This is a genomic window from Streptomyces spinoverrucosus, from assembly GCF_015712165.1.
Classification (GTDB): domain Bacteria; phylum Actinomycetota; class Actinomycetes; order Streptomycetales; family Streptomycetaceae; genus Streptomyces; species Streptomyces spinoverrucosus_A.
The window spans coordinates 7534291-7556660 of the sequence record NZ_JADPZX010000001.1 but is presented as its reverse complement, the minus strand read 5'-3'; the positions used below and the strand labels follow the sequence as shown (position 1 = coordinate 7556660).

General features: G+C 71.6%; 20 protein-coding genes. 6 read left to right on the top strand and 14 right to left on the bottom strand.

Going from position 1 to position 22370, the window contains the following annotated elements; translation table 11 throughout:
- Positions 1 to 21: 21 nt before the first annotated feature.
- Both I2W78_RS34365 and I2W78_RS34360 read left to right on the top strand, forming a co-directional pair.
- Entirely contained in the window at positions 22 to 1368 is a 1347-nt protein-coding gene (locus tag I2W78_RS34365; RefSeq protein ID WP_196464145.1) for an MFS transporter, read from the top strand.
- A 266-nt stretch (positions 1369 to 1634) separates the two neighbouring features.
- On the top strand, positions 1635 to 2009 hold the full coding sequence (locus I2W78_RS34360) for an RNA polymerase-binding protein RbpA (protein ID WP_003977404.1): 375 nt from the start codon (positions 1635 to 1637) through the stop codon (positions 2007 to 2009).
- A 232-nt stretch (positions 2010 to 2241) separates the two neighbouring features.
- On the opposite strand, the gene fxsA is transcribed toward I2W78_RS34360, so the two are convergent.
- The 4 genes from fxsA to I2W78_RS34340 all read right to left on the bottom strand — a co-directional run bounded on the left by fxsA (position 2242) and on the right by I2W78_RS34340 (position 6462).
- Entirely contained in the window at positions 2242 to 2796 is a 555-nt protein-coding gene (gene fxsA, locus I2W78_RS34355; RefSeq protein WP_196464144.1) for an FxsA family membrane protein, read from the bottom strand.
- A gap of 207 nt (positions 2797 to 3003) precedes the next feature.
- Entirely contained in the window at positions 3004 to 3804 is an 801-nt protein-coding gene (locus tag I2W78_RS34350) for a polyprenol monophosphomannose synthase (RefSeq protein WP_196464143.1), read from the bottom strand.
- 528 nt (positions 3805 to 4332) lie between these two features.
- Complete coding sequence (locus I2W78_RS34345) at positions 4333 to 5937, bottom strand: amidohydrolase (RefSeq protein ID WP_196464142.1); 1605 nt, start codon at positions 5935 to 5937, stop codon at positions 4333 to 4335.
- Positions 5938 to 6021: 84 nt separating this feature from the next.
- Positions 6022 to 6462 (bottom strand): Lrp/AsnC family transcriptional regulator, encoded by a 441-nt coding sequence (locus I2W78_RS34340; protein ID WP_030943199.1) that lies wholly within the window; start codon positions 6460 to 6462, stop codon positions 6022 to 6024.
- A 268-nt stretch (positions 6463 to 6730) separates the two neighbouring features.
- On the opposite strand from I2W78_RS34340, the gene I2W78_RS34335 reads away from it, so the two are divergent.
- A complete protein-coding gene (locus I2W78_RS34335; RefSeq protein ID WP_196464141.1) occupies positions 6731 to 7177 on the top strand; it encodes a hypothetical protein in 447 nt (148 codons plus the stop codon).
- Positions 7178 to 7196: 19 nt separating this feature from the next.
- Here I2W78_RS34335 and I2W78_RS34330 read toward each other — a convergent pair whose 3' ends face one another.
- The 3 genes from I2W78_RS34330 to I2W78_RS34320 form a co-directional block, all read right to left on the bottom strand.
- The gene (locus tag I2W78_RS34330) at positions 7197 to 8285 is read right to left on the bottom strand and encodes a phosphotransferase family protein (RefSeq protein ID WP_196464140.1); all 1089 of its coding nucleotides are present in this window, start codon (positions 8283 to 8285) and stop codon (positions 7197 to 7199) included.
- Positions 8286 to 8486: 201 nt separating this feature from the next.
- Positions 8487 to 9608, bottom strand: coding sequence for a hypothetical protein (locus I2W78_RS34325; protein WP_196464139.1), 1122 nt, complete (start codon positions 9606 to 9608; stop codon positions 8487 to 8489).
- A gap of 411 nt (positions 9609 to 10019) precedes the next feature.
- On the bottom strand, positions 10020 to 11192 hold the full coding sequence (locus I2W78_RS34320) for an acyl-CoA dehydrogenase family protein (RefSeq protein WP_196464138.1): 1173 nt from the start codon (positions 11190 to 11192) through the stop codon (positions 10020 to 10022).
- A gap of 322 nt (positions 11193 to 11514) precedes the next feature.
- Between I2W78_RS34320 and I2W78_RS34315 the strand changes: the two genes are divergently transcribed.
- A complete protein-coding gene (locus I2W78_RS34315; protein ID WP_196464137.1) occupies positions 11515 to 12747 on the top strand; it encodes a glycoside hydrolase family 18 protein in 1233 nt (410 codons plus the stop codon).
- A gap of 40 nt (positions 12748 to 12787) precedes the next feature.
- Here I2W78_RS34315 and I2W78_RS34310 read toward each other — a convergent pair whose 3' ends face one another.
- The 3 genes from I2W78_RS34310 to I2W78_RS34300 all read right to left on the bottom strand — a co-directional run bounded on the left by I2W78_RS34310 (position 12788) and on the right by I2W78_RS34300 (position 15192).
- The gene (locus tag I2W78_RS34310) at positions 12788 to 13447 is read right to left on the bottom strand and encodes a TetR/AcrR family transcriptional regulator (protein WP_196464136.1); all 660 of its coding nucleotides are present in this window, start codon (positions 13445 to 13447) and stop codon (positions 12788 to 12790) included.
- Between the two features lie 65 nt (positions 13448 to 13512).
- A complete protein-coding gene (locus I2W78_RS34305; protein WP_196464135.1) occupies positions 13513 to 13653 on the bottom strand; it encodes an SCO1431 family membrane protein in 141 nt (46 codons plus the stop codon).
- Between the two features lie 162 nt (positions 13654 to 13815).
- Positions 13816 to 15192 (bottom strand): peptidase C39 family protein, encoded by a 1377-nt coding sequence (locus I2W78_RS34300; protein WP_196464134.1) that lies wholly within the window; start codon positions 15190 to 15192, stop codon positions 13816 to 13818.
- Positions 15193 to 15352: 160 nt separating this feature from the next.
- Between I2W78_RS34300 and I2W78_RS34295 the strand changes: the two genes are divergently transcribed.
- Entirely contained in the window at positions 15353 to 16009 is a 657-nt protein-coding gene (locus I2W78_RS34295; RefSeq protein WP_196464133.1) for a uridine kinase family protein, read from the top strand.
- A gap of 433 nt (positions 16010 to 16442) precedes the next feature.
- Positions 16443 to 18308 carry an AAA family ATPase gene (locus I2W78_RS34290; protein ID WP_196464132.1) on the top strand — a complete coding sequence of 622 codons (1866 nt, stop codon included), beginning with the start codon at positions 16443 to 16445 and terminating at the stop codon, positions 18306 to 18308.
- A gap of 108 nt (positions 18309 to 18416) precedes the next feature.
- Here the strand turns inward: I2W78_RS34290 and I2W78_RS34285 are convergent, their stop codons facing one another.
- The 4 genes from I2W78_RS34285 to hisG all read right to left on the bottom strand — a co-directional run bounded on the left by I2W78_RS34285 (position 18417) and on the right by hisG (position 22331).
- Positions 18417 to 19496: a hemolysin family protein gene (locus I2W78_RS34285; protein ID WP_196464131.1), complete on the bottom strand. Its 1080-nt coding sequence runs from the start codon at positions 19494 to 19496 to the stop codon at positions 18417 to 18419.
- On the bottom strand, positions 19493 to 20821 hold the full coding sequence (locus tag I2W78_RS34280) for a hemolysin family protein (protein ID WP_196464130.1): 1329 nt from the start codon (positions 20819 to 20821) through the stop codon (positions 19493 to 19495). The genes I2W78_RS34285 and I2W78_RS34280 overlap by 4 nt, the downstream gene beginning before the upstream one ends.
- Before the next feature lie 204 nt (positions 20822 to 21025).
- On the bottom strand, positions 21026 to 21469 hold the full coding sequence (locus tag I2W78_RS34275) for a PH domain-containing protein (RefSeq protein ID WP_196464129.1): 444 nt from the start codon (positions 21467 to 21469) through the stop codon (positions 21026 to 21028).
- A gap of 13 nt (positions 21470 to 21482) precedes the next feature.
- Positions 21483 to 22331, bottom strand: a complete 849-nt coding sequence (gene hisG / locus I2W78_RS34270; protein ID WP_196464128.1) for an ATP phosphoribosyltransferase — start codon at positions 22329 to 22331, stop codon at positions 21483 to 21485.
- Positions 22332 to 22370 lie beyond the last annotated feature (39 nt).

Sequence of the window (22370 nt, the reverse complement as noted above, 5' to 3'; positions counted from 1 at the left end):
CACGGGGAAGCGAGGGCACGGGTGGGCACCGAGACCGTGCGGACACCGGCGGACGACGACGCGGCCGGGCGGCGGCGCGAGCAGCGCGGCTGGTACTTCTACGACTGGGCGTGCTCCGTCTACTCGACGAGCGTGCTCACGGTGTTCCTGGGCCCCTACCTGACGTCGGTGGCCGAGTCGGCGGCGGACGCGGACGGCTTCGTCCATCCCCTGGGGATCCCGGTCCGCGCCGGTTCCTTCTTCGCGTACTCGGTGTCCCTGTCGGTGATCGTGGCCGTGCTGGTGATGCCCCTGGTGGGCGCCGCCGCCGACCGCACCGGACGCAAGAAGCCCCTCCTGGGCGCCGCCGCCTATCTCGGGGCCGCGGCCACGGCGGGCATGTTCCTGCTGGACGGCGACCGCTATCTGCTCGGCGGCGTCCTGCTGGTCGTCGCGAACGCCGCGCAGTCCGTGGCGATGATGCTCTACAACTCATACCTGCCGCAGATCGCCCCGCCCGAGGAGCGCGACGCGGTCTCCTCGCGCGGGTGGGCCTTCGGCTACACGGCGGGCGCGCTGGTCCTGGTGGCCAACCTGGTCCTCTACCTCGCCCACGACACCTTCGGCGTCTCGGAGAGCATGGCCGTGCGCATCTGCCTGGCCTCGGCCGGCCTGTGGTGGGGCGCGTTCGCACTGATTCCGCTACGACGTCTGCGCGACCGCCGCTCCCCCGCGCGCGGGACGACGGTCACCGGTTGGCGGCAGCTCGCGGCGACGGTCCGCGACATGCGCCGCCACCCGCTCACGCTGGCCTTCCTGCTGGCCTATCTCGTCTACAACGACGGCATCCAGACGGTGATCACCCAGGCGTCGGTCTACGGCTCGAAGGAGCTGGGCCTGGGCCAGTCCACGCTCATCGGCGCGGTGCTGCTCGTGCAGGTTCTCGCGGTGTTCGGCGCGCTGGCGCTGGGCCGGCTGGCCCGGCGGTACGGCGCCAAGCGCACGATCCTCGGCTCGCTGGTCGCCTGGACGGTCATCCTGGCCGCCGGGTACTTCCTGCCCGCCGGGGCGCCGGTGTGGTTCTTCGTGCTGGCGGCCGGGATCGGGCTCGTCCTCGGCGGCAGCCAGGCCCTGTCCCGCTCGCTGTTCTCCCACCTGGTCCCGCCCGGCAAGGAGGCCGAGTACTTCTCGGCGTACGAGCTGAGCGACCGCGGGATGAGCTGGCTGGGCCCGCTGCTGTTCGGGCTCACCTACCAGCTGACCGGGAGCTACCGGGACGCGATCATCTCGCTGGTGGCGTTCTTCGTGCTCGGGTTCGTGCTGCTGGCGCGGGTTCCGGTGCGGCGTGCCATCGCGGATGCGGGGAACCCGGTTCCGGAACGGATTTAGCACTCACGGCGAAAGGGCTGTAGTGTACGCGTTTGGCCTGCCAGGCGTACCGTTACTGCGCGTCAAAGATGCCGAAACGCTGGGTGACATCTGCTGTCAGATGTGACAAACCGGGCGCTGGTGGGTACAACATGGGCGGCTACGACGGCGACGCACGACCCGGAACGGGACTCCGAACGGGAATCTTTACCGCCGACCGGACGTTGACCGGATGACGACGACAGCGACACCTGTCCTGTGGGCGACAAGCCCGGGAGGCACGATTCATGAGTGAGCGAGCTCTTCGCGGCACGCGCCTCGTGGTGACCAGCTACGAGACGGACCGCGGCATCGACCTGGCCCCGCGCCAGGCCGTGGAGTACGCATGCGAGAAGGGGCACCGGTTCGAGATGCCCTTCTCGGTCGAGGCGGAGATCCCGCCGGAGTGGGAGTGCAAGGTCTGCGGGGCCCAGGCACTCCTGGTGGATGGCGACGGCCCGGAGGAGAAGAAGGCCAAGCCGGCGCGTACGCATTGGGACATGCTGATGGAGCGGCGCACACGTGAGGAGCTCGAAGAGGTCCTCGAAGAGCGTCTCGCCGTTCTGCGCTCCGGCGCGATGAACATCGCGGTGCACCCCCGAGACAGCCGCAAGTCCGCCTAGTTCCGACAGGGCTTGGGGCGGGGGTTTCACAGCGCACGCAACATGACCGCGGGCGCCGTACGTGAGTGTGACGTACGGCGCCCGCGGTCGTTTCGGTGTGTCGTGGACGCTGGGTGGGGTGTGCGGCAGGTGGCCGAGGTCATCGGTCCGCCGGGGCGCTCAGCGGTTCAGCCTGTCCCGGCAGCTCGGCCAGGCCCGGCGCATCGGCCAGGCCCGGCGCATCAAGCCGGGCTCAGCGGTTCAGCGGCGGGCGCGGCTCCTGTGGGGCGTCGCCCGGCTCCTCCCTGATGACCTCACCCTGCACGACCTTGCCGTCGGGGCGGTGAATGCGGGCCTGCTGAAAGGCGTCGCCGAGGCTACCGGGGGTGGCGCGGCGGAGCCCCCGGTCCACCGTGCGCTCCGCGTAGCGGCCGACGGCCTTCTGCACCGGCGGGAGCAGCAGGAGCAGGCCGGCCGCGTCCGAGATCAGGCCGGGCAGCATCAGGAGCAGGCCGCCCAGCATCATCAGGCCGCTGCCCCCACCGCTGGACGGCGCCACGCCGCGCTGCAGCGCCTCGTTCAGGTTCTGGAAGGCGCGTCGGCCCGCGCGCTTGATGACCACCGCGCCGAGCACGAACCCGGCGATCAGCAGCAGGAACACCGTCAGCCCGCCTGCCGCGCCCGCGACCACGGTCAGCAGCCAGATCTCCAGCACCAGCCACGCGGCGATACCCAGCGGCAGAAAAGTACGCAGCCGCGACCGCCGGGGCCGCGAGGAGGAGGGAGGGGTCGAGGCGCCAGTCATCATGCCCCCAGTGTGCCTGCCAACCGCTCAGCACGACATAAGAGCGCCGGTCAAGCACGCCGGGCGGCGTGCCAGCCACCGAGAACGTCCGGCGGCCAGCGGCCAGCGAGCAGCAAACAGCGACCAGCGACCAGCGACCAGCGACCAGCGACCAGCGACCAGCGACCAGCGAGCCGATGGTGCCCTGTGTTCTCGTGCGCCTGCGCGGGACTACGGCCGCGAAGGGCCGCCCTTGCCCAAGATCTTGCCCACCCTCTCGCCCACGCCCCACGACGTGACCCGCCACAGGGCCTCGACCAGGATGTCGCGGCTCATCTTGGAGTCGCCGAGTTCGCGTTCGACGAAGGTGATGGGGACCTCGACGACGTGGTAGCCGGCCTTGATGGCGCGGCGGGCGAGGTCGACCTGGAAGCAGTAGCCCTGGGAGGCGACCTCTTCGAGGCCGAGGCCCTCCAGGGTCTCCCGGCGGAAGGCGCGGTAGCCGCCGGTCACGTCATGGATCGGGACGTCCAGCAGCACGCGCGAGTAGAGGCTGCCGCCGCGGGAGATGAACTCGCGCGACTTGGGCCAGTTCACGACCCGGCCACCGGGCACCCAGCGGGAGCCGAGTACCAGGTCGGCGCCCTTGAGCGCGGTCAGCAGCCGGGGCAGCTCCTCGGGCTGGTGAGACCCGTCGGCATCCATCTCGATCAGTACGCCGAAGTCGTGTTCCATCCCCCACCGGAAGCCCGCGAGATAGGCCGCCCCGAGCCCCTCCTTGCCCTTGCGGTGCAGCACATGGACCTGCTCGTCACCGGCGGCCAGCTCGTCGGCGAGCTTGCCGGTGCCGTCGGGGCTGTTGTCGTCGGCCACGAGCACGTGGGCCTCGGGAACCGCCTTCCGCACCCGGCCGACGATGGCCTGGATGTTCTCCGCCTCGTTGTAGGTCGGAATGATCACCAAGGCCGTGCCGAGCGGGCCGAAGCGCCTCCCCTGGGCCTCTGCCGCGCGGGTCCCCTCGCCGTCGTTCACTGCTGCCCCTTCGTGTCCGTACGCAGAGGTCCACCATAGTGGCCGCCGCCTGCGCCGACGCGATAGGACGTTCGGATAGTGGTGTCGATTCCGGAAACGCGGGGTAAGGATCAGCGTTTGACCCTCTGCGGATGGGGGCCCGGCGCCCTTCGGGCCGACCTGGGACCCGCTGGCTGCGGATCGACCTGAAGCCGTTGTCTACTGAGCGCCCGGGCCCCATCCGGGTCACACCGTGCCGACCTGGCCGAACGTTCCCCCGCCGTGGCGCGGTCGCTGTGCCTGGCTCCCAGTGACGGTGCCCCGGTGCGGTACACCGTCCCTGACCCAGCGGCGCCGCGACGAGTGTGCGAGCGTTGCCCGGTCGGGCGTCCCGTGGTGGACTCGGCCGAACCTACCGGCCCCGGGCAGCCGCCTGTCAACAGCCGTGTCACCTGCGGATCTTCCGGCCGAGCGCAGGTCGGCCCGGTGGATACGCAGGTTGTGAGACACCGTTTCGGACGTCGATCTCTGTCGCGCCACCCCGGGAGATCACTCGCTCGGCCGCACGAACACGGTCCGGCCGCCCACGACGGTGCGCAGGCAGACGGGCAGGTCGGAGCCGGGGGTCAGGTCGGGCAGGCCGGGGGTGCCGGAGCGCGGGTCGGTCGACCAGCGCGCGACCCGGTCGTCGGGCGCCTGCACGACGAGCTCGCCGGTGCGCCACACGGCGTAGTCCGCGGGCGCGCCCGGCACGAGGACGCCCGCGTCGTCCCGTCCGACGGCCCGCCAGCCGCCCCGTGTGTGCGCGGTGAAGGCGGCGCGTACGGAGACCCGGTGCTCGGGCGTGCGGTGGAAGGCGGCGGCCCGGACGGTGCCCCACGGGTCGAGGGGCGTGACCGGGCTGTCGGAGCCGAGCGCGAGCGGGACACCCGCGCGCAGCAGTGCCGCGAAGGGGTTGAGCAGGCGCGCGCGTTCGGTGCCGAGGCGCTGGGCGTACATGCCGTCCTCCCCGCCCCACAGCGCGTCGAAGGCCGGCTGGACGGACGCGGTGAGGCCGAGCTCGGCGAAGGCCGCGATGGTGTCGGGCGTGAGCATCTCGGCGTGTTCGACGCGGTGACGGGCGGCGCGGACGCGGGCGAGGCCGACCTTCTCGGCGGCGGCGCGCACGCCCTCGACGACGGTGCTCACGGCGGCGTCACCGATCGCGTGGAAGCCCGCCTGGAGGCCCGCCTCGGTGCAGGCGGCGACGTGCGCCGCCACGGCGTCGGCGTCCAGGTAGGCGGTGCCGGTGTGGCCCGCGTCGGCGTACGGCTCGTGCAGGCAGGCGGTGTGCGAGCCGAGGGCGCCGTCGACGAACAGGTCCCCGGCGGCGCCGATCGCGCCGAGCTCGCGTGCCTTGTCGACATCGCGCTCGGCCCAGTAGCCGACGACGCGCGGGCCGGGCTCCTCGGCGGCGAGCCGCAGCAGGCCGGTGAAGTCGTCCTCGCAGGAGATGTCCGGCCCGGCGCACTCGTGGACCGAGCCGATGCCGAGCGAGGCGGCGTGCGCGAGAGCGGCACGCTGGGCCTCGGTGCGCTGCCGCGGCGTGACGGCGGCGAACGCGGCGGCGCGTACGGCGTGATGGGCGTCGCGCGTGAGGGGGGAGTCGTCCTGCCGCTCCAGGGCGGGCAGGAGGTCGAGCAGGGCCGTGCTGACGACCGCCGAGTGGACGTCGATGCGGCTGAGGTACAGGGGACGGTTGCCGACGGCCTCGTCCAGTTCGGCACGTGTCGGGGGGCGGCCGCCGGGCCAGCGTGCGGCGTCCCAGCCGTGGCCGAGCAGGACCCGGTCGTCGGGGCGGGCGGCCGCGAACTCCCGGACGCGGGCCAGCGCCTCGTCCAGGGAGCCGGCGCCGGACAGGTCGAGGCCGGTCAGGGCCAGGCCGGTGGAGGTGGTGTGCACGTGCGCGTCGGTGAACGCCGGGGTGACCAGGGCCCCGTCCAGGTCGACCACCTCGTCCACGCCGTCCACGAAGGCGTCGGCCGCGCCCTCGGAGCCGACCCAGGCGACCTGGCCGCGCTCGACGACCATCGCGGTCGCGAACGGGTCGGCGGGGCTGTGGACCTCTCCGCGGCGGAGCAGGACGGTCTTGGTCGGGGCGGTGCGTTCACTCATGAGGGACAGTCTCGCGCCTCCCGCGGGCCCCGGTGCACGCAGGTGCCCCGGATGCGACGGGCCGGGGCTGGAACGCGGGTGGCCTCAGATCCTGGGCGGCCGAGCCTCGTACGGCGTGGACAGCACCACCGTCGTCCGCGTCGACACCCCCGCGAGCGACCGCAGCCGCGCCAGCAGTTCCTCCAGCTCGTGCGGCGTGGCGACGCGCACCTTGAGGATGTAGTTCTCGTCGCCCGCGACACTGTGGCAGGCCTCGATCTCGGGGACGTCGGCGAGGCGTTCCGCGATGTCGTCGGGGGCACTGGGATCGAACGGTTTCACCGAGATGAAGGCGGTCATCGGCAGCCCCACCGCCTCCGGGTCGACGACCGCGGCGTACCCGCGGATGACGCCGCGCTGCTCCAGCCGGCGCACCCGCTGGTGCACGGCCGACGTGGACAGCCCCGTGGCCTTGCCCAGGTCGGTGTAGCTCATCCGCCCGTCTTTGACGAGCAGCTGCACGATCTGTCGGTCCAGCTCCTCCATGGCGCAAGAACCTACAGTGCGCCTGACCTCCCGGGATACCTGAGCGGCGCAGGTCATGCCCGCTTCGTGATGTCCCCGAGAGCAGGCTGTGAGCCACCCGGGGGACGGACGCGCCGCGCGTGGCACCTGCGAGCGGCATGTGACCAACGCCACAGGCCTCGAACAGTCTCCGTAATGAAGTCGTGATTACCCCCCAGAGCGGTTGGGAAGTGCTTGCTGTGGTCGAGGCCGCAGCGCCTTCACGGCCCAGCCCGAGGGGGAGAATCCCATGCAGAGTCTTAAGCGCCCTGGTCGTACCGCACCCAAGCGGCAGCAGCCGGTCGTCGAGCCCGAGCCGGAGGGTGTCGAACCCGACGCCTTCGACGCCGAGGAAGTCGACGAACTCGACGCGTACGACACCTTCGAGATGTACCGGGTGATCTGCCCGGACTGCGCACAGCCCATCGCCCTGCTCGCGGACGAGGAGTTCCTCCCGGAGCACGCGCTGTGCGCCTCACCGTGGAACCCGTTCGGACTCACGGTCTGTGCCGGTACGGGCCGCCGGGCCGTCGACGCGCGCCCCGCGGACGAGTCCTTCGAGCCCCAGGAGCAGGACACCGCCCTGCTGTTGACGCTCCCTCAGGGGCTGGACTGGCGGATGCAGCCCTTCTCGCACGTGGGCGGCCCGGGCTCGCGCCCCATGAGGGTCCCCGTCATGCGGCGTCACGCCGCCTGAGCGAGTTCGCTCCAGCGCCTCAACCCCAGTAACTGCCCTGCACCATGGCACGCAGGCTGCCGTGGTGCAGGATCAGTGTGTCCGGGTCGGCCGGGGCGGCGACTTCACCGAAGTACACCTGACGGTAGGCGACGCGCAGCATCACGATCGCGTGCCGCAGGGCGGCGTACAGCGTGTAGAAGTCCATGTCCTGCGGTGTGTGGCCGGTGAGTTGGGCGTAGCGTGCCTCGATCCGGTCGCGGCGCAGGAACTCCGGCAGCCCGCGCTGTCCCGAGGCGACCGTGAGGTCGTGGAAGAAGCGGTGCAGGTAGACGGTCCAGCCGAGGTCCACCTCGCGCGGGGCGACGGCCGCCATCTCCCAGTCGAGGACGGCGACGGGCTGGAAATCCTCGTAGAGGACGTTCCCGATCCGGGCGTCACCCCAGTTGAGCACGGGTGTGCCCGGATCGCGCGGCCACAGCTCCGTCAACCGGTCGAAGGCGGCCTCGATCAGCGGTGAGCGGGCGAGTCCGTCAACCACCCATTCGTAGTAGGCGCGTTGGGCCGCGACATGGCGGCGCAGCGCGTCACCCGTACCGGGGAGGTCGAGGAACTCGGCCTCGGGCAGCGGCACTTGGTCGTGCAGCCGGGCCAGCAGTCCGATCGTGGCGGCCTCCAGTCGCGCGCGTTCGGCGTCGCTCGCGGCGTGCAGCCAGTTGCCCTCGTAGGTGTACGGCATCACGTCCGGCGGCACGCGGCCCGCGACGCGCTCCATCACGAAGAAGGGCGCGCCCAGCGGGCCGGGGTCCTGCTCCAGCCACAGCACGCGCGGCACAGGCACGTCCGTGCGCTCGGCCACCAGGCGCAGGGTGCGGTACTGGCGGGCCATGTCGTAGACCGGGAACACGGTGTACGCCGCCGGATCCGCCGCGAGCCGCAACGCGCAGGCACGCAGGGGAGGTTCGGGGTGCTCGATGTCGAAGAGCAGGGTCTCGCTGGACATGCCGTTCGACGCGGGGACGGTGACGCCGACCGCCTTGGCGCCGGGCAGCCGGGCATCCAGCCAGGCCGTGAGGCGGCGCGCGAGGTCCTCGGGGTCACGGGTGGTGGTACGGGGGCGCGGTGCCATGGGGTCCTCCCGTCCTGAGCTACGGCGCGGCGTCACGGGCTCCTCCCGTCCTGGACTACGGCGCGCGTCACGGGCTCCTCCCGTCCTGGACTACGGCGCGAGGCCATTGGGTCCCTCCCTTCCTGGACTGCGGCACGGTGCGCCACGGGCCCTCCCGTACAGGACCACAGCGCGGTGCGCCACGGGCCCTCCCGTCCCGCACTACGGCGCGACCGAGTCGAACCCCGTGAACCCGCTCGGGTCGTGCCGCCCGAACGAGCCGTGCTCGAAGATGCCGTACCCGGTCTCGCCGTCCAGCCGGAAGCGGGCCGCGTGGTCGGTGACGCCGTACGCGGCGAGGGGGTGCGCGGCCGGATCGGCGAGGTCGTAGGTGCGACGGTCGGTCCAGTCACGACCGTGCCAGGTGCCGTGCTGCCAGTCGCCGGCCGGCGGATAGCCTGCGCCCACGGCGAGCGGTGACGACGTCAGGATCTCCACGTCCAGCTCCAGCGGCTTGCGGGGGTCGCCGAGGTGGATCAGGGCGCGTTCGGGGTGCCGGGTGCCGGGGCGGTACGTGATCTCCGGTTGGGGCCAGCCGAGTTGGCGGTCGCGGCGGCCCGGGTGTACGACGGTCGCGTCGTTCAGCGTGCGGTAGCCGTCGGCGTCCTCCTGCACGATCACCATCAGGAACCGGTCGTCGAAACGCACCGGGCACCACACCCAGTGGAACCCCTCGGTCGGGTACTCCTCGGCGAACCGCCCGCCGTCCTCACCGGGAATCGGCCGCACCCCCCAGCTGCGGTCGCGGGTGCCGGTCCACTCGCCGGCCTTGAGGCGGATCTCCCGGCCGCCGACCCGGATCCAGCCGACGCACCGGCCCGCCTGCACGAACCGTCTCCCCTCCAGCGTGAGCCGACTGCCGCGCCGCTGCTGGTGGTGCGGCTCCCACAGCGCCGGGAAGTCCGCCAACCAGTGGATCTCGTACGACAGTCCGTCCGGGTCGGCCGGATCGGCGGCGCAGCTCAGCACGTACTCGCGCAGCGGGTGCTCGACGTGGGTGCGCAGCGGGCCGACCGCCAGGCGCATCCGGTCGTCGCCGAGGGCGTCGGACGCGCGGACGGCGTGCAGGGTGTCGCCCGAGCGAAAGGTGGCGTACGCGTCGATCACGCCGGCGTTGGGGTAGACGCCGAGTCCGGTGATCAGCAGGGCGCGGCCCTGGTGGTCGAGGACGTGGAAGATGCTGCGGTCGTAGGCGTTCCGGTCCCCCGTCGCGACGTGCTTCATCGACAGGGGCACCTGGTGGACCGGGTAGTCGTCGAGCGGCACCGGACGGTCGTCGGCCACGGCAAACCTCCCTGGACACGGTGCAGTTGACGGTACGTCAGGCTCGCGTCGACGACCAGACACGGAACAGGACCCGTCCGAGGCGCCGAACCAGGACGGGCTACGAACTCACGCTCGACCCCATGGGTGGGTGACCTGTCCGCATACCGTCGCGTTGCCCAGGTATGACCCCCACTTCCTCCACGACCGGGCGTCAGTACTTCGCATCAGCTCCCCGGTACGCAGAATCGCTTCCGCGGACCCAGCGCCCCACGCACGCCCCAGCGCCGTCCCCGTCCCCGCAGCCGCTCCCCGACCCGCCCATCTACCGCGACCTGATGCGCACCTGGGCGCACCGCGGCCGCACTCTGCCGGGGCGCCACGACCCGGAGTGGATCCGGCTGGTGGCGCCCCTGGTCAGGCGGGGTCAGTTCAGCGCGTCTCCGGACCCGCGAGGTGACGGGCGATGACCATCCGCTGGATCTGGTTGGTGCCCTCGACGATCTGGAGGACCTTGGCCTCGCGCATGTAGCGCTCGGCCGGGAAGTCGGCGGTGTAGCCGTAGCCGCCGAGGATCTGGACGGCGTCCGTGGTGACCTTCATGGCGGCGTCGGTGCAGTGCAGCTTGGCCATCGCCGCCTGCCGGGCGAAGGGCCGCCCGGCGTCGCGCAGCCGTGCCGCCGCGAGGTACAGCGCGCGGCCCGCCTCGATCTGCGTCGCCATGTCGGCGAGCATGAAGCGCAGCCCCTGGAAGTCGGCGATCGGCCGGCCGAACTGCCTGCGCTGGGTGGCGTACGCGACCGCCTCGTCGAGCGCCGCCTGGGCCAGGCCGATCGCACAGGCCGCGATGCCCAGTCGCCCGGAGTCCAGCGCGGACAGGGCGATCGCGAAGCCCTGGCCCTCCTCGCCGAGGCGCCGGGCGTCGGGGACGCGTACGCCGTCGAGGTGGATCTGGGCGGTGGGCGAGCCCTTCATGCCCATCTTCTTCTCCGGCGCCGCGGCGCTCAGCCCCTCGGCGTCGCCGGGCACCAGGAACGCGGTGATGCCGCGCGGGCCCTCCTCGCCGGTGCGGGCCATGACGGTGTAGAAGTCGGCGACGCCGCCGTGCGTGATCCAGGCCTTGGTGCCGGTGATCACCCAGTCGTCGCCGTCCCGGACCGCCTTGGTGCGCAGGGAGGCCGCGTCGGAGCCGGACGCCGGTTCGGACAGGCAGTACGCACCGAGCAGGCCGCCGGCGAGGATCGCGGGCAGGTGTTCGACCTGCTGTTCCTTGGTGCCGTAGGCGGCGAGGGCGTAGGAGGCGAGGGTGTGCACGCTGACGCCGAGGCCGACGGTCAGCCGGGCCATGGCGAGCTCTTCGAGGACCTGGAGGTAGACCTCGTACGGCTGGTCGCCGCCGCCGTACTCGGAGTCGTAGGGCAGGCCGAGCAGCCCCGACCGGGAGAGCAGGGTGAAGACGTCGCGTGGGAAGCGTCCGGCGTCCTCCTCCTCGGCCGCCTGCGGGGCGATCTCGCCGTGCGCGATGTCGCGGACAAGCGAGATCAGGTCCCGGGCCTCGTCCGTGGGCAGTAGTCGGTCCACCGGCTGCGGGGCGCGGTCGGGCATGGCGACGCTCTCCTCCCTTTCGGGCGCGGCGGCGGACGTGCGCCGTGGGTGGGCGACGCCGCCGGGGTCTCACTGATGCGGCCGATGCTCGTGCTCCCGGGTCACGAAAGCTGCTGACCAGCGGCTGCGCGCTGTGAGTATGCCCGATCGGAGGCACCGAGTCACCGGTTAACGACCGCTCACTTCAAGAATTCCCCATCTCCGGAAATTGGTCCGCACCATTGACCCAACTGGTCTAGTCCTCCTACTGTGTCGGACCACCAGCGCGTCATCGCGTTCATGCCAATCGGCAGTCCGCCTCTCCCCCACGAGGAGACACCCGATGCACCTTCGCCTCAGTCCCCGCGTCCGGTTCCGGGCGCTCGTCGCCGCGGCCTGTTCCGCAGCCCTCGGCGCCGGCCTCCTCACCGGCGTCGGCACCGCCACGGCCGCCCCGACCGGGGAGAAGGCAGCCGGCACCAAGGTCGTCGGCTACTTCACCGAATGGGGCACCTACGACCGCAAGTACCTGGTCAAGAACATCGAGACCTCCGGCTCCGGTGCCAAGCTCACTCACATCAACTACGCCTTCGGCAACGTTGTCGGCGGCAAGTGCGCGATGGGCGACGCCTACGCGGCCACCGACCGCGCCTACACCGCCGCCGAGTCGGTGGACGGCGTCGCGGACACCTGGGACCAGCCGCTGCGTGGCAACTTCAACCAGCTGCGCAAGCTGAAGAAGAAGCACCCGAACCTCAAGATCCTCTGGTCGTTCGGCGGCTGGACCTGGTCGAAGGGCTTCGGCGAGGCGGCGCGGAACCCGGCCGCGTTCGCCCAGTCCTGCTACGACCTGGTCGAGAACTCCAAGTGGGCGGACGTCTTCGACGGCATCGACATCGACTGGGAGTACCCGAACGCCTGCGGCGAGAGCTGCGACACCAGCGGCCGGGCGGCGTACAAGAACCTGATGCAGGCGGTGCGCGCGAAGTTCGGCAGCGGCAACCTGGTCACCGCGGCGATCCCGGCCGACGCCACCCCCGGCGGCAAGATCGACGCGGCGGACTACGCGGGCGCGGCGCAGTACGTCGACTGGTACAACCCGATGACGTACGACTTCTTCGGCGCCTGGGACGCGGCCGGCCCCACGGCCCCGCACTCGCCGCTGACCTCCTACTCCGGCATCCCCAAGGCGCAGTTCCACACCTCGGCGACCATCGCCAAGCTCAAGGGCCTCGGCATCCCCGCCTCCAAGCTGCTGCTCGGCATCGGCTTCTACGGCCGCGGCTGGACCGGCGTCACCCAGTCGGCACCCGGCGGCACGGCGACCGGACCGGCGGACGGGACGTGGGAGGACGGCATCGACGACTACAAGGTGCTGAAGACCAAGTGCCCGGCGAACGGCACGGTGGGCGGCACCGCGTACGCCAAGTGCGGGAACAACTGGTGGAGTTACGACACCCCCGCGACCATCGCGACCAAGATGACGTACAAGAACCAGCAGGGTCTGGGCGGCACGTTCTTCTGGGAGCTGAGCGGGGACACCGCGAACGGTGAGCTGATCAAGGCGATCAAGTAGCGGCGACGGGCGGAGGTTCACCGGACCTCCGCCCCCTTGCTCACCCGTCCCGGCGGGCGGGCTCCGGCGCCGGGTACGCGGGGTCCAGGTCCTCGATCGCCCGCAGGGCGCCGCCCAGTGTCTTGACCAGCAGTTCGCGCATGGTGTCGCGGGTGAGTTCGGGGCGGTCGATCCAGTCGAGGGTCGTGCCCTCGACGCCGCACACCCAGCCGAGCAGGCCCATGCGCGCCAGCGGGGCGATCTCCCGTCGGCCGTACGCCCCTTCGGCGATGGTCCCGACGATCACCTCGCGCACCTCGTCCCGGATGGCCTGCACCTCGGTGTCGAAGCCGACGCCGCCGCTGACGATCGTGCGGTACGCGGCGTGGTTGTGCTCGGCGTAGCGCAGATAGCCGTCGATCGTGCGGTGCACCCGGTCCACGGGGGCGAGCTCCAGGCCGCCGGCCGCGAAGGTGACCAGGTCGGTGACCGAGTCCTGGACGATGGCCAGGTAGTAGCCGCGCTTGGACCGGAAGTAGTAGTAGATCAGCCCCTTGGCGACATGGGCCTGGCGGGCGATGTCGTCCATCGAGAGCGCGTCGTAGGACGTGTCGGCGAACAACCTCCGCCCGATGGCGAGGAGTTCGGCGCGGCGCGCCGCCGAACGTTCGGTGCCGCGCGCCCGGGGACGGGCGGCGTCGCGCTGGTGACTGATATTCAATTTCGACCCTGGTTCCAACGGGCGGCGGGACCTTCGCAGTATGGCAGGTCGCCCCACCCGTCAGGTCACATCAGTCCCAGCTGCGTCAGCAGCATCGCGAGCACCACGACGAGGGTCCAGCCCATGATGTGTTCGACGATCTTCGGGCCGTCGTCCTTGGGGCCGCCGGTACGGACACGGGTGGCGGTGGCTGACTGTGCGGTCATGGTCTCTCGCTGGTGTGTCGTGCGTGCAGTGGACTCCCCCCACCGTTCAGTGGGCGCACCCACCGATCTGTCCACCTTGCCACCGGCAGCGGCTTTTGTGGCGGAGACGTTGGTCACAGCGAACGGCCCCCGACGCGGAGCCGGGGGCCGTCGCGGGCCGGTTCAGCGCACCCCCACCGCCGCGAGCGCCAGCCGTTGACGGGTGGTCGGCTGCGCGGGGAAGTACAGGTAGCAGACACCGCCGGTGCCGGAGACGACGTTGCCGGAGGCGTTGTACCGCTTGGTCCTGAGCCAGATGTTCTCCCACTCACGCCGGTCGTAGACCCGCCGCACGGCCTGGTTGCTCGGCGACGCCGGGTCGTTGGCGATCACGTCGCCGTCGGCGGTGAAGCCGATCACGGTCATCAGGTGGCCGGCGGTGCCGTAGCCCGCGCCCGTCAGCTCCTTCGCCAGGAAGGACTGGGACGTTATGGCCGGGACACCGGCCGCGATCAGCGTCTCCAGATCGGTGAGCGAGGAGAGCCGGGTGACCACCCCCTGAAGGTCCCGGAAGGTCGCCGCGTAGGCGGCGTTGAAGGGCCAGTTGCCGCAGCCGGCGTACTGGTAGTCGTACGTGTACCGGGCCGCGTGGCACACCTGCGGGTCGGCGTAGTCCGGATCGACCCAGGACAGCTGCTCCCCGGTGAGCCGGCCGCCCCAGTACTCGATGATCATCTGCGAGGAGGTGGGGCTGCACCAGGCCTCGCCGCCGTTGTCGTACTCGGGATACTGCCCCTTGTGAATGTCCTGTGAGTACCTCGGCACGATCAGTTCCTTGGCGAGCCGGGGCGTGGAGGCCGGGACCGTGAAGCGGTCCGGGACGTCGGAGCCCATCGCGCCGAGCCGCCAGACCGTGGGGGTGAGCCGGGTACCGGGCTTGCGGTAGAGGGTCAGACGCAGCCGGTACGAGGTGAGACGCAGGCCCGATCCCGGGTCGTCGACGGCGAGGGTGTCCGTCCAGATCGTGCTCCTGCCGTCGGTCTGGTCGTCCACCGAGGTGCGCCTGATGTCCCGGTCGCCGGCCGCCCAGCGGCCCATGACGTACCAGGGCGTGTCCGTACCGTCGGAGTAGGTGCCGCGCAGGTCGACCTGGATCCAGGTGCCGGCGGGGGTGTGCGCGTTCCAGGAGGCGATGACCTCCGTCGCGGGGACGGCGAGCTTGTGGACCGGGGTGGTCCAGGTCGCGTACTCCCAGGTGGAGGTCCTGCCGGTGTGCGGGTCGGGGTAGGTGGTGGTGCCGAGCGGGGTGACGATCGCCACGCCGGGGCGGGTGCCGGGGACGGCACCGGTGCCTTGGGCGGTGCCACCGCGCCAGTCGGTGTACGTCGTCCAGAAGCGGTTGTCGACCGGGCGGGCCGGCGCCTTGGCGGGGTCGGCCGGCACCGGGTCCTCGGCGGGGGCGGACGGGGCGGCCGCCGCCGGGCTCGCGCTGCCCGCGACGGCGGCGGCGACCGCGGCGGCCAGGAGGGCTCTGCGGGACGGCTGTTCGTCTCTGCTCATGGGCGGATGACTCCCAGGGTCCGAGTCGGGACGGGGTCCGGTGCACGGATGTGTGCGCCAACTATGGCCGCAGGAGGCCGCCACTGCCAGCACCTCGGGGCGTGCCATGCCCGCCAATATTGGTCGGGACCACTGGCATGAGCTGGGAGATGATGAGGGCGTGTCGCACTCGTACCGCCTCGCCCCGCCCACCGCGCTGTCCGGACTCGCCCGCCGACTGCGCGCCCTGCCCCCGTCCTGCGGCCCGGTCCGCCTGATCGGCGTCGACGGGCACGCGGGCTCCGGAAAGACCACGTTCGCCGGGCAGTTGGCGAACGCGCTGGGCGGCGCGCCGGTGCTGCACCTCGACGACATCGCCAGCCATGACGAGCTGTTCGCATGGACCGACCGCCTGCTCGACCAGGTGATCGAACCCCTCGGCCGGGGAGAGACCGCCCACTACGCCCCCTACGACTGGCGGGCCCGCCACTTCGGCCCGCCCCGCCCGCTGCCGCCGGCGCCGGTGATCCTCGTCGAGGGCGTCGGCGCCGGCCGCCGCGCCCTGCGCCCCCATCTGGCGCATCTGCTGTGGCTGGAACTGCCGCACGAGGACGCCTGGGCGCGGGGGCAGTTGCGGGACGGGGAGGAACAGCGGGAGTTCTGGGCCGGATGGGTCACCGCGGAGCGACGGCATTTCGCCGAGGATCCCTCGCGGCCCTTCGCCGACCTGTTGGTGCATCCGTTGCACACGGGGTACGAGGTGCTGTCGGGACCGGCGGGGTCGACTGGTCCGGACCAGGATGTGACGCACGGTGACGGGCCATCCGCAATGTGCTGAACTTGTGAAGACCCTTGCGGCCGAACTTGGCCGACCGCTTCAACTCGGCTTGACCGGGGGGCCGTACAGGACTTACGTTCTCAATGTGCGGCCAATCGAGGTCGCCGACAGACGCGAAGCCCCCGGTTGTTCCCCCGTGATCGGGGGCTTCGTTCTGTCCTCTTCACTTCCGCCGGGCGCTCCGAGGCGCGCTCCGCTCACCCTCGGTCACCAAGCGCACCGCGCCCCATCTGCTCCCACCTCGCCAAACGCCCCCTGTCGCACCCTTCGACGGGCACCGACCCGCGGGTACGATGCCCTCGGTGCGACCTGTGGACGGCTGCTCCGCGCACCGTTGCAACTCCGGTCCGCGGCACAGCGGTTCGACCAAAGTCGGCCGACGGGCGACGGCCCGGCGGCGAACCAGCGGGGGCACGGTTTGTGGGGGGACGTGATGGACTTCGGCACGCAGGGCCCCGAGGCCCCGGCCGACCTGGCCTGGCTACGCGGCGTGGACGCCTACACCATGGGCGCGTATCCGCAGGCGGAGGAGGAGTTCCGCGCCGCCGTGCGGCTGGACCCGGGCATGGCCGACGGCTGGCTCGGGCTGCACGCGCTGCGGGTGGACACGACGACCGCGCTCTTAAGGATGTTCCGGCACCGGGACCGCTTCGGCGAGCAGCGCGCCCGGCACCGGCGCACGCTCAACTCCTGGTACTGGCTGGGCTGGTGGGTGCAGCCCGTGCTGGAGAGCCCCCGCGACCTGCTGCTCGCGCACGCCTCGCACTGGCTGGACGGCCGCCACGTCCCGGAGCTGGATCGCGCCCTCGCGGGCCTGCCGCCGATCGACACCGACCCACAGGTGCGCTTCCTGCACGCCTGCCGCGCCTACCTGGTCAAGGACTGGGAGCAGTTGGTACGGCACACCGACCCGCTGCTCGACGATCCCCTGCTCGGTATCGAGGCCGGCCTCTTCGGCGGGATGGCCCGGGTCCGGCTGGAGATGTACGGGCAGGCCGAGCCGCTGCTGTCGGCGGCCCTGATGCGCTGCCGCAGCGAGCAGCCGCAACGCAAGGAGCTGCGCTACTGGCTCGCCCGCGCCCACGAGGGCACCGGCCGCTCCGCCGCCGCACTCCCCCTGTACCGGGCGGTGCACCGCGTCGACCCCGCCTTCATGGACACCTCCGCGCGACTCGCGGCGATCGCCGAGGGCGACGGATACGACGACGCCGCCGACCTCGCCTCGATCGCGCTCACCGGCGCCGGGCAGGACAGCGTCGACGGCCCCGACGCGCTCGACCCGCTGTTCGGCACCGAGGGCCGGGACCTGAGACTCTCCGACCCCGCGCCACCGCCCACCGGTCCGCCGCCGTCGGTCACCGATCCGGCGGTACGGGAGAAGACCGTGATCCCCTCCCAGCCGCTGCCGGCCGGTCCGACCGACCCGGCGTTACTCGAGGAGGCGCTCGCCGAGCTTGAGCGCATGGTGGGACTGGAACCGGTGAAACGCCAGGTCAAGGCCCTGTCCGCACAGTTGAACATGGCCAGGCTGCGGGCCGGTCAGGGCCTGCCGGTGCAGCCGCCCAAGCGGCACTTCGTCTTCTCCGGCCCGTCCGGCACCGGCAAGACCACGGTCGCCCGCATCCTGGGCCGGGTCTTCTACGCCCTCGGGCTGCTCGGCGGCGACCACCTCGTGGAGGCACAGCGGGCAGACCTGGTCGGCGAGTATCTCGGGCAGACCGCGGTGAAGGCCAACGAACTGATCGACTCCGCGCTCGGTGGCGTCCTCTTCGTCGACGAGGCCTACTCGCTGTCCAACTCCGGCTACGGCAAGGGCGACGCGTACGGCGACGAGGCACTTCAGGTGCTGCTGAAGCGGGCCGAGGACAACCGGGACCACCTGGTGGTGATCCTGGCCGGCTACCCGGAGGGCATGGACCGCCTGCTCGCCGCCAACCCCGGGCTGTCCTCCCGCTTCACGACCCGCGTGGATTTCCCCTCGTACCGCCCCCTCGAACTCACCGCGATCGGCGAGGTACTGGCCGCCGAGAACGGCGACCGGTGGGACGAGGAGTCGCTGGACGAGCTGCGGTCGATCGCGGGGCACGTGGTCGACCAGGGGTGGATCGACGAGCTGGGCAACGGGCGGTTCCTGCGCACGCTGTACGAGAAGAGCTGTGCGTACCGGGATCTGCGGTTGTCGGCCTACCCGGGGGCACTGTCGCGGGAGGATCTGTCGACGCTGCGGTTGCCCGATCTGATGCAGGCGTACGGCGAGGTGCTGTCGGGGCGGGGGCCGCAGGACCCGTCGGCCATGTGACGGATCCCCGGCCCCGGCTTCAGCCCGCGGCGCGTGGCTCGGGCCCCACGCCCCCGGATGCTCAGGCCCCGCGACCCCGGATTCCGGCTTCAGCCCGCGGCGGGCGGCTCAGCCCGTCAGTACCTCCTCGCCCGAGCGGGGCCCGGACACCGCCGGGGCGGTTGGCGACTCCCGGTGTGCCGGATCCCGTACCTCACCGACCAGCAGCTCCAGTACGTCCTCCAGCGCGACCAGCCCCAGCACCCGCCCTGAGCCGTCCGCCACCTGCGCCAGGTGGGTCGCGGCGCGGCGCATGACGGTGAGCGCGTCGTCCAGGGGCAGTTCGGACCTCAGCGTCGTCATGGGCCGCCACAGATGCTGCGGAACGGCCCGTTCCGACTCCTCCAGGTCGAGTACGTCCTTCACGTGCAGGTAGCCCATGAAGGCCCCGTTCTTCGTGGAAACCGGGAAGCGGGAGTACCCGGTGCGGGCGGTCAGCTCGATGATCCGGCCGGGCGTCACCGAGGGGCTGACGGTGATCAGCGACTCGCGCCTGAGAAGCACGTCGGTGACGGGGCGGGAGCCCAGCTCCAGCGCGTCCTCCAGGCGTTCGGCCGCCTCGGGGTCGAGCAGACCGGCCTGACCGGCGTCCTCCACGAGCCGGTTGAGCTGCTCGCTGGTGAACACCGCCTCGACCGCATCCTTGGGCTCGACCCGGAACAGCCGCAGCACGCCCTGGGCGCAGGTGCCGAGGGCGACCGTGATCGGCCGGCACAGGCGGGCGAAGGCGACCAGGCCGGGGCTCAGCCACAGCGCGGCCTTCTCCGGCGCCGCCATCGCCAGGTTCTTCGGGACCATCTCGCCGATGACGAGGTGGAAGAAGACGACCGTGGCGAGGGCGATGACATAGCCGAGCGGGTGGACCAGCCCGTGCGGCAGGTGGATCCACTCGAAGAACGGCTCCAGCAGATGGGCCACCGTCGGCTCGGCGACCGCGCCCAGGGTCAGTGAGCAGATCGTGATGCCGAACTGGGCCGCCGCCATCATCTGCGGCAGCCGCTCCAGGCCGTACAGCACCTGACGGGCCCGGGTCGTGCCGAGTGGTTCGATCTGGCTGCGGCGGACCGACACCAGCGCGAACTCGGCGCCGACGAAGAAGCCGTTGGCGAGCACGAGCAGCGCCGCGAACAGGAGTTGGAGCACGCTCATCGCACGGCCTCCATGACAGGGGCCATGCGTACGATGCGGACCCGCTCGGCGCGGTAGTGCCCGACCTGGCGCACGGCCAGCCGCCAGCCGGGCAGTTCCGTGCGGTCACCGACGGCCGGGATCCGGCCGAGCAGGTCGGCGACCAGGCCGGCGACCGTCTCGTACGGGCCCTCGGGCACGTCGAGGCCTATGCGCCGCAGGGTGTCGATGCGGCAGCTGCCGTCGGCGTCCCAGGCCGGGCGGCCGTCCTCCGCCGGGGCGGAGGCCAGTTCGGGCAGGTCGTGACCGTCGTGCTCGTCACGGACCTCGCCGACGATCTCCTCGACGATGTCCTCCAGTGTGACGACCCCGGCCGTGCCGCCGTACTCGTCGACGACGACGGCGATCGGCTGCTCGCTGCGCAACCGGGTGAGCAGCGGCCGTACCGGCAGCGTCTCGGGGACCAGCAGCGGCGGCTTGGCGATCCGGCCGACGGGCGTGCGCAGCCTCTCCGGCGCCGGGACGGCGAGCGCGTCCTTGAGGTGGACCATGCCGACGATCTCGTCGATCCGCTCGCGGTAGACGGGGAAGCGGGACAGGCCGGTGGCGCGAGTCAGGTTGACCACGTCCTCGGCGGTCGCCGAGGACTGCAGCGCGCTCACCTTCACGCGCGGGGTCATGACGTGCTGCGCGGTCAGCTCGCCGAGGGAGAGGGTGCGGACGAACAGGTCCGCCGTGTCCTGCTCCAGCGCGCCGGCGCGTGCGGAGTGCCGGGCCAGGGAGACCAGTTCGTCGGGGGTGCGGGCGGAGGCCAGCTCCTCGGTGGGCTCGACGCCCAGCATGCGGACCAGCCGGTTGGCGACGGCGTTGAGACCGGCGATCACCGGCCTGAACACGCGTGCGAACAGATGTTGCGGGCCGGCGACGAAGCGCGCGACCTGCATGGGGCGGGAGACAGCCCAGTTCTTGGGGACGAGCTCACCGACCACCATCTGCACGGCCGAGGCCAGCAGCATGCCGAGGGCCACGGCCACCCCGGACACCGCGCCGTCGGGGATGCCGACGGCCGTGAGGGGGCCGTCCAGCAGCCGGGCGAGGGCCGGTTCGGCGAGCATGCCGACGACCAGGGAGGTGATGGTAATGCCGAGCTGGGTGCCGGAGAGCTGGAACGACAGCTCCTTCAGAGACTCGACGACCCGGCCGGCCCGTCGGTCGCCCTCGGCGGCGGCCTTCTCGGCGTCCGGGCGGTCGACCGTCACCAGGCCGAACTCGGCCGCGACGAAGAAGCCGTTGGCGAGGATGAGCAGGAAAGCGGCTGCGAGCAGCAGCAGCAGGGGGATGGTCATGATGCCGCCGCCTCCGCGCAATGTCGGCAGGGGGCGGCGCAGGTACTACAGGACGATCCGTCCATCGCCGGAGAGGGTCACTCCTCGGGTCGCAGGAACCCCTGTGCGCCGTCCGGCACAACAGGGGCGGAGGCGTCACACAAACGCCTCCGCCAACAGATTAATCAAGACACCGGCCGGTACGGCAGGGTGAAAGGCCCCGAGTCAGCTGTGATGTCCGCCGGCGCGCGCCTCGACCAGCGCCCGCAGGGTGCGCGCGTCGGCGATGGCCTGCGCCTTGGCGATACCGGGCTGGATGCCGATCGCGGGCAGGCTGGTGCCGTCGCTGAGGTCCAGGAACACCCACGGGTCGCCGACCCGCAGGTGCACCTGCACGATCTGCGCCCACTCCAGCCGGCGCCTGCTGGCGAAGTTCACGACGGTGACGCCGGTCTCGTCGGCGACGACTTTCGGGCGGGCCAGCACCAGCGCCACGGCCGACAGCATGGCCGCCGTGAAGACGAAGCTGATCCGCTCACCGGGGCTGAGCCGGTCCAGCGACATCGCGATCGTCGACACGACGACGAAGACGGCGACGCCCGCGGAGAGCAGGACGGCACGGGTGCGGCCCGGCCGGAAGGTGACGGGCAGCGGGGGCAGGTCCGACATCGGTGCGGGGTCCTCAGAGGCGGCAGGCGTGGATGGCGGTGGTCAGGATGGCCCGGGCACCGATGTCGTACAGGTCGTCCATGATCCGCTGGGCGTCCTTGGCGGGCACCATGGCACGGACGGCGACCCAGCCCTCGTTGTGCAGGGGCGAGATGGTCGGCGACTCCAGGCCGGGGGTGAGCGCGACGGCCTTCTCCAGCTGCTCGACGCGGCAGTCGTAGTCCATCATCACGTACGTCCGGGCCACCAGGACGCCCTGGAGCCGGCGCAGGAACTGCTGCACCTTGGTCTCCTCGCCGTCCGCGCCGGTACGGCGGATGACGACGGCCTCGGACTTCATGATCGGCTCGCCGACGACCTCCAGGCCCGCGTTGCGCAGGCTGGTGCCGGTCTCGACGACGTCGGCGATGACCTGGGCGACGCCGAGCTGGATGGCGGTCTCGACGGCGCCGTCGAGGTGGACGACGGAGGCGTCGATGCCGTTGTCGGCGAGGTGCTTGGCGACGATGCCCTCGTAGGAGGTGGCGACCGTCTTGCCGTTCAGGTCCGCCAGGTCGCTGATGCTGCCGGGCTTGGTGGCGTAGCGGAAGGTGGAGCGGGCGAAGCCGAGCGGCAGGATCTCCTCGGCGTTGGCGCCGGAGTCGATCAGCAGGTCGCGGCCGGTGATGCCGATGTCGAGCTGGCCCGAGGCGACGTAGATCGCGATGTCGCGGGGGCGGAGGTAGAAGAACTCGACGTCGTTCGCCGGGTCGACGATCCGCAGTTCCTTGGACTCGCGGCGCTGCTGGTAGCCGGCCTCATGCAGCATGTCCGCCGCAGGGCCGGAGAGGGAACCCTTGTTGGGGACGGCGATGCGCAGCATGAGGTCGGCTTCCTTTGTTCGGAGGGGGTGTCACTCAGA

Excerpts from the sequence above, each read along its gene's own strand:
- I2W78_RS34360 (WP_003977404.1), top strand. The coding sequence starts at position 1,635 with ATGAGTGAGCGAGCTCTTCGCGGCACGCGCCTCGTGGTGACCAGCTAC.
- fxsA (WP_196464144.1), bottom strand. The coding sequence starts at position 2,796 with ATGATGACTGGCGCCTCGACCCCTCCCTCCTCCTCGCGGCCCCGGCGG.
- I2W78_RS34345 (WP_196464142.1), bottom strand. The coding sequence starts at position 5,937 with ATGAGTGAACGCACCGCCCCGACCAAGACCGTCCTGCTCCGCCGCGGA.
- I2W78_RS34340 (WP_030943199.1), bottom strand. The coding sequence starts at position 6,462 with ATGGAGGAGCTGGACCGACAGATCGTGCAGCTGCTCGTCAAAGACGGG.
- I2W78_RS34335 (WP_196464141.1), top strand. The coding sequence starts at position 6,731 with ATGCAGAGTCTTAAGCGCCCTGGTCGTACCGCACCCAAGCGGCAGCAG.
- I2W78_RS34330 (WP_196464140.1), bottom strand. The coding sequence starts at position 8,285 with ATGGCACCGCGCCCCCGTACCACCACCCGTGACCCCGAGGACCTCGCG.
- I2W78_RS34320 (WP_196464138.1), bottom strand. The coding sequence starts at position 11,192 with ATGCCCGACCGCGCCCCGCAGCCGGTGGACCGACTACTGCCCACGGAC.
- I2W78_RS34315 (WP_196464137.1), top strand. The coding sequence starts at position 11,515 with ATGCACCTTCGCCTCAGTCCCCGCGTCCGGTTCCGGGCGCTCGTCGCC.
- I2W78_RS34305 (WP_196464135.1), bottom strand. The coding sequence starts at position 13,653 with ATGACCGCACAGTCAGCCACCGCCACCCGTGTCCGTACCGGCGGCCCC.
- I2W78_RS34300 (WP_196464134.1), bottom strand. The coding sequence starts at position 15,192 with ATGAGCAGAGACGAACAGCCGTCCCGCAGAGCCCTCCTGGCCGCCGCG.
- I2W78_RS34290 (WP_196464132.1), top strand. The coding sequence starts at position 16,443 with ATGGACTTCGGCACGCAGGGCCCCGAGGCCCCGGCCGACCTGGCCTGG.
- I2W78_RS34285 (WP_196464131.1), bottom strand. The coding sequence starts at position 19,496 with ATGAGCGTGCTCCAACTCCTGTTCGCGGCGCTGCTCGTGCTCGCCAAC.
- I2W78_RS34280 (WP_196464130.1), bottom strand. The coding sequence starts at position 20,821 with ATGACCATCCCCCTGCTGCTGCTGCTCGCAGCCGCTTTCCTGCTCATC.
- I2W78_RS34275 (WP_196464129.1), bottom strand. The coding sequence starts at position 21,469 with ATGTCGGACCTGCCCCCGCTGCCCGTCACCTTCCGGCCGGGCCGCACC.
- hisG (WP_196464128.1), bottom strand. The coding sequence starts at position 22,331 with ATGCTGCGCATCGCCGTCCCCAACAAGGGTTCCCTCTCCGGCCCTGCG.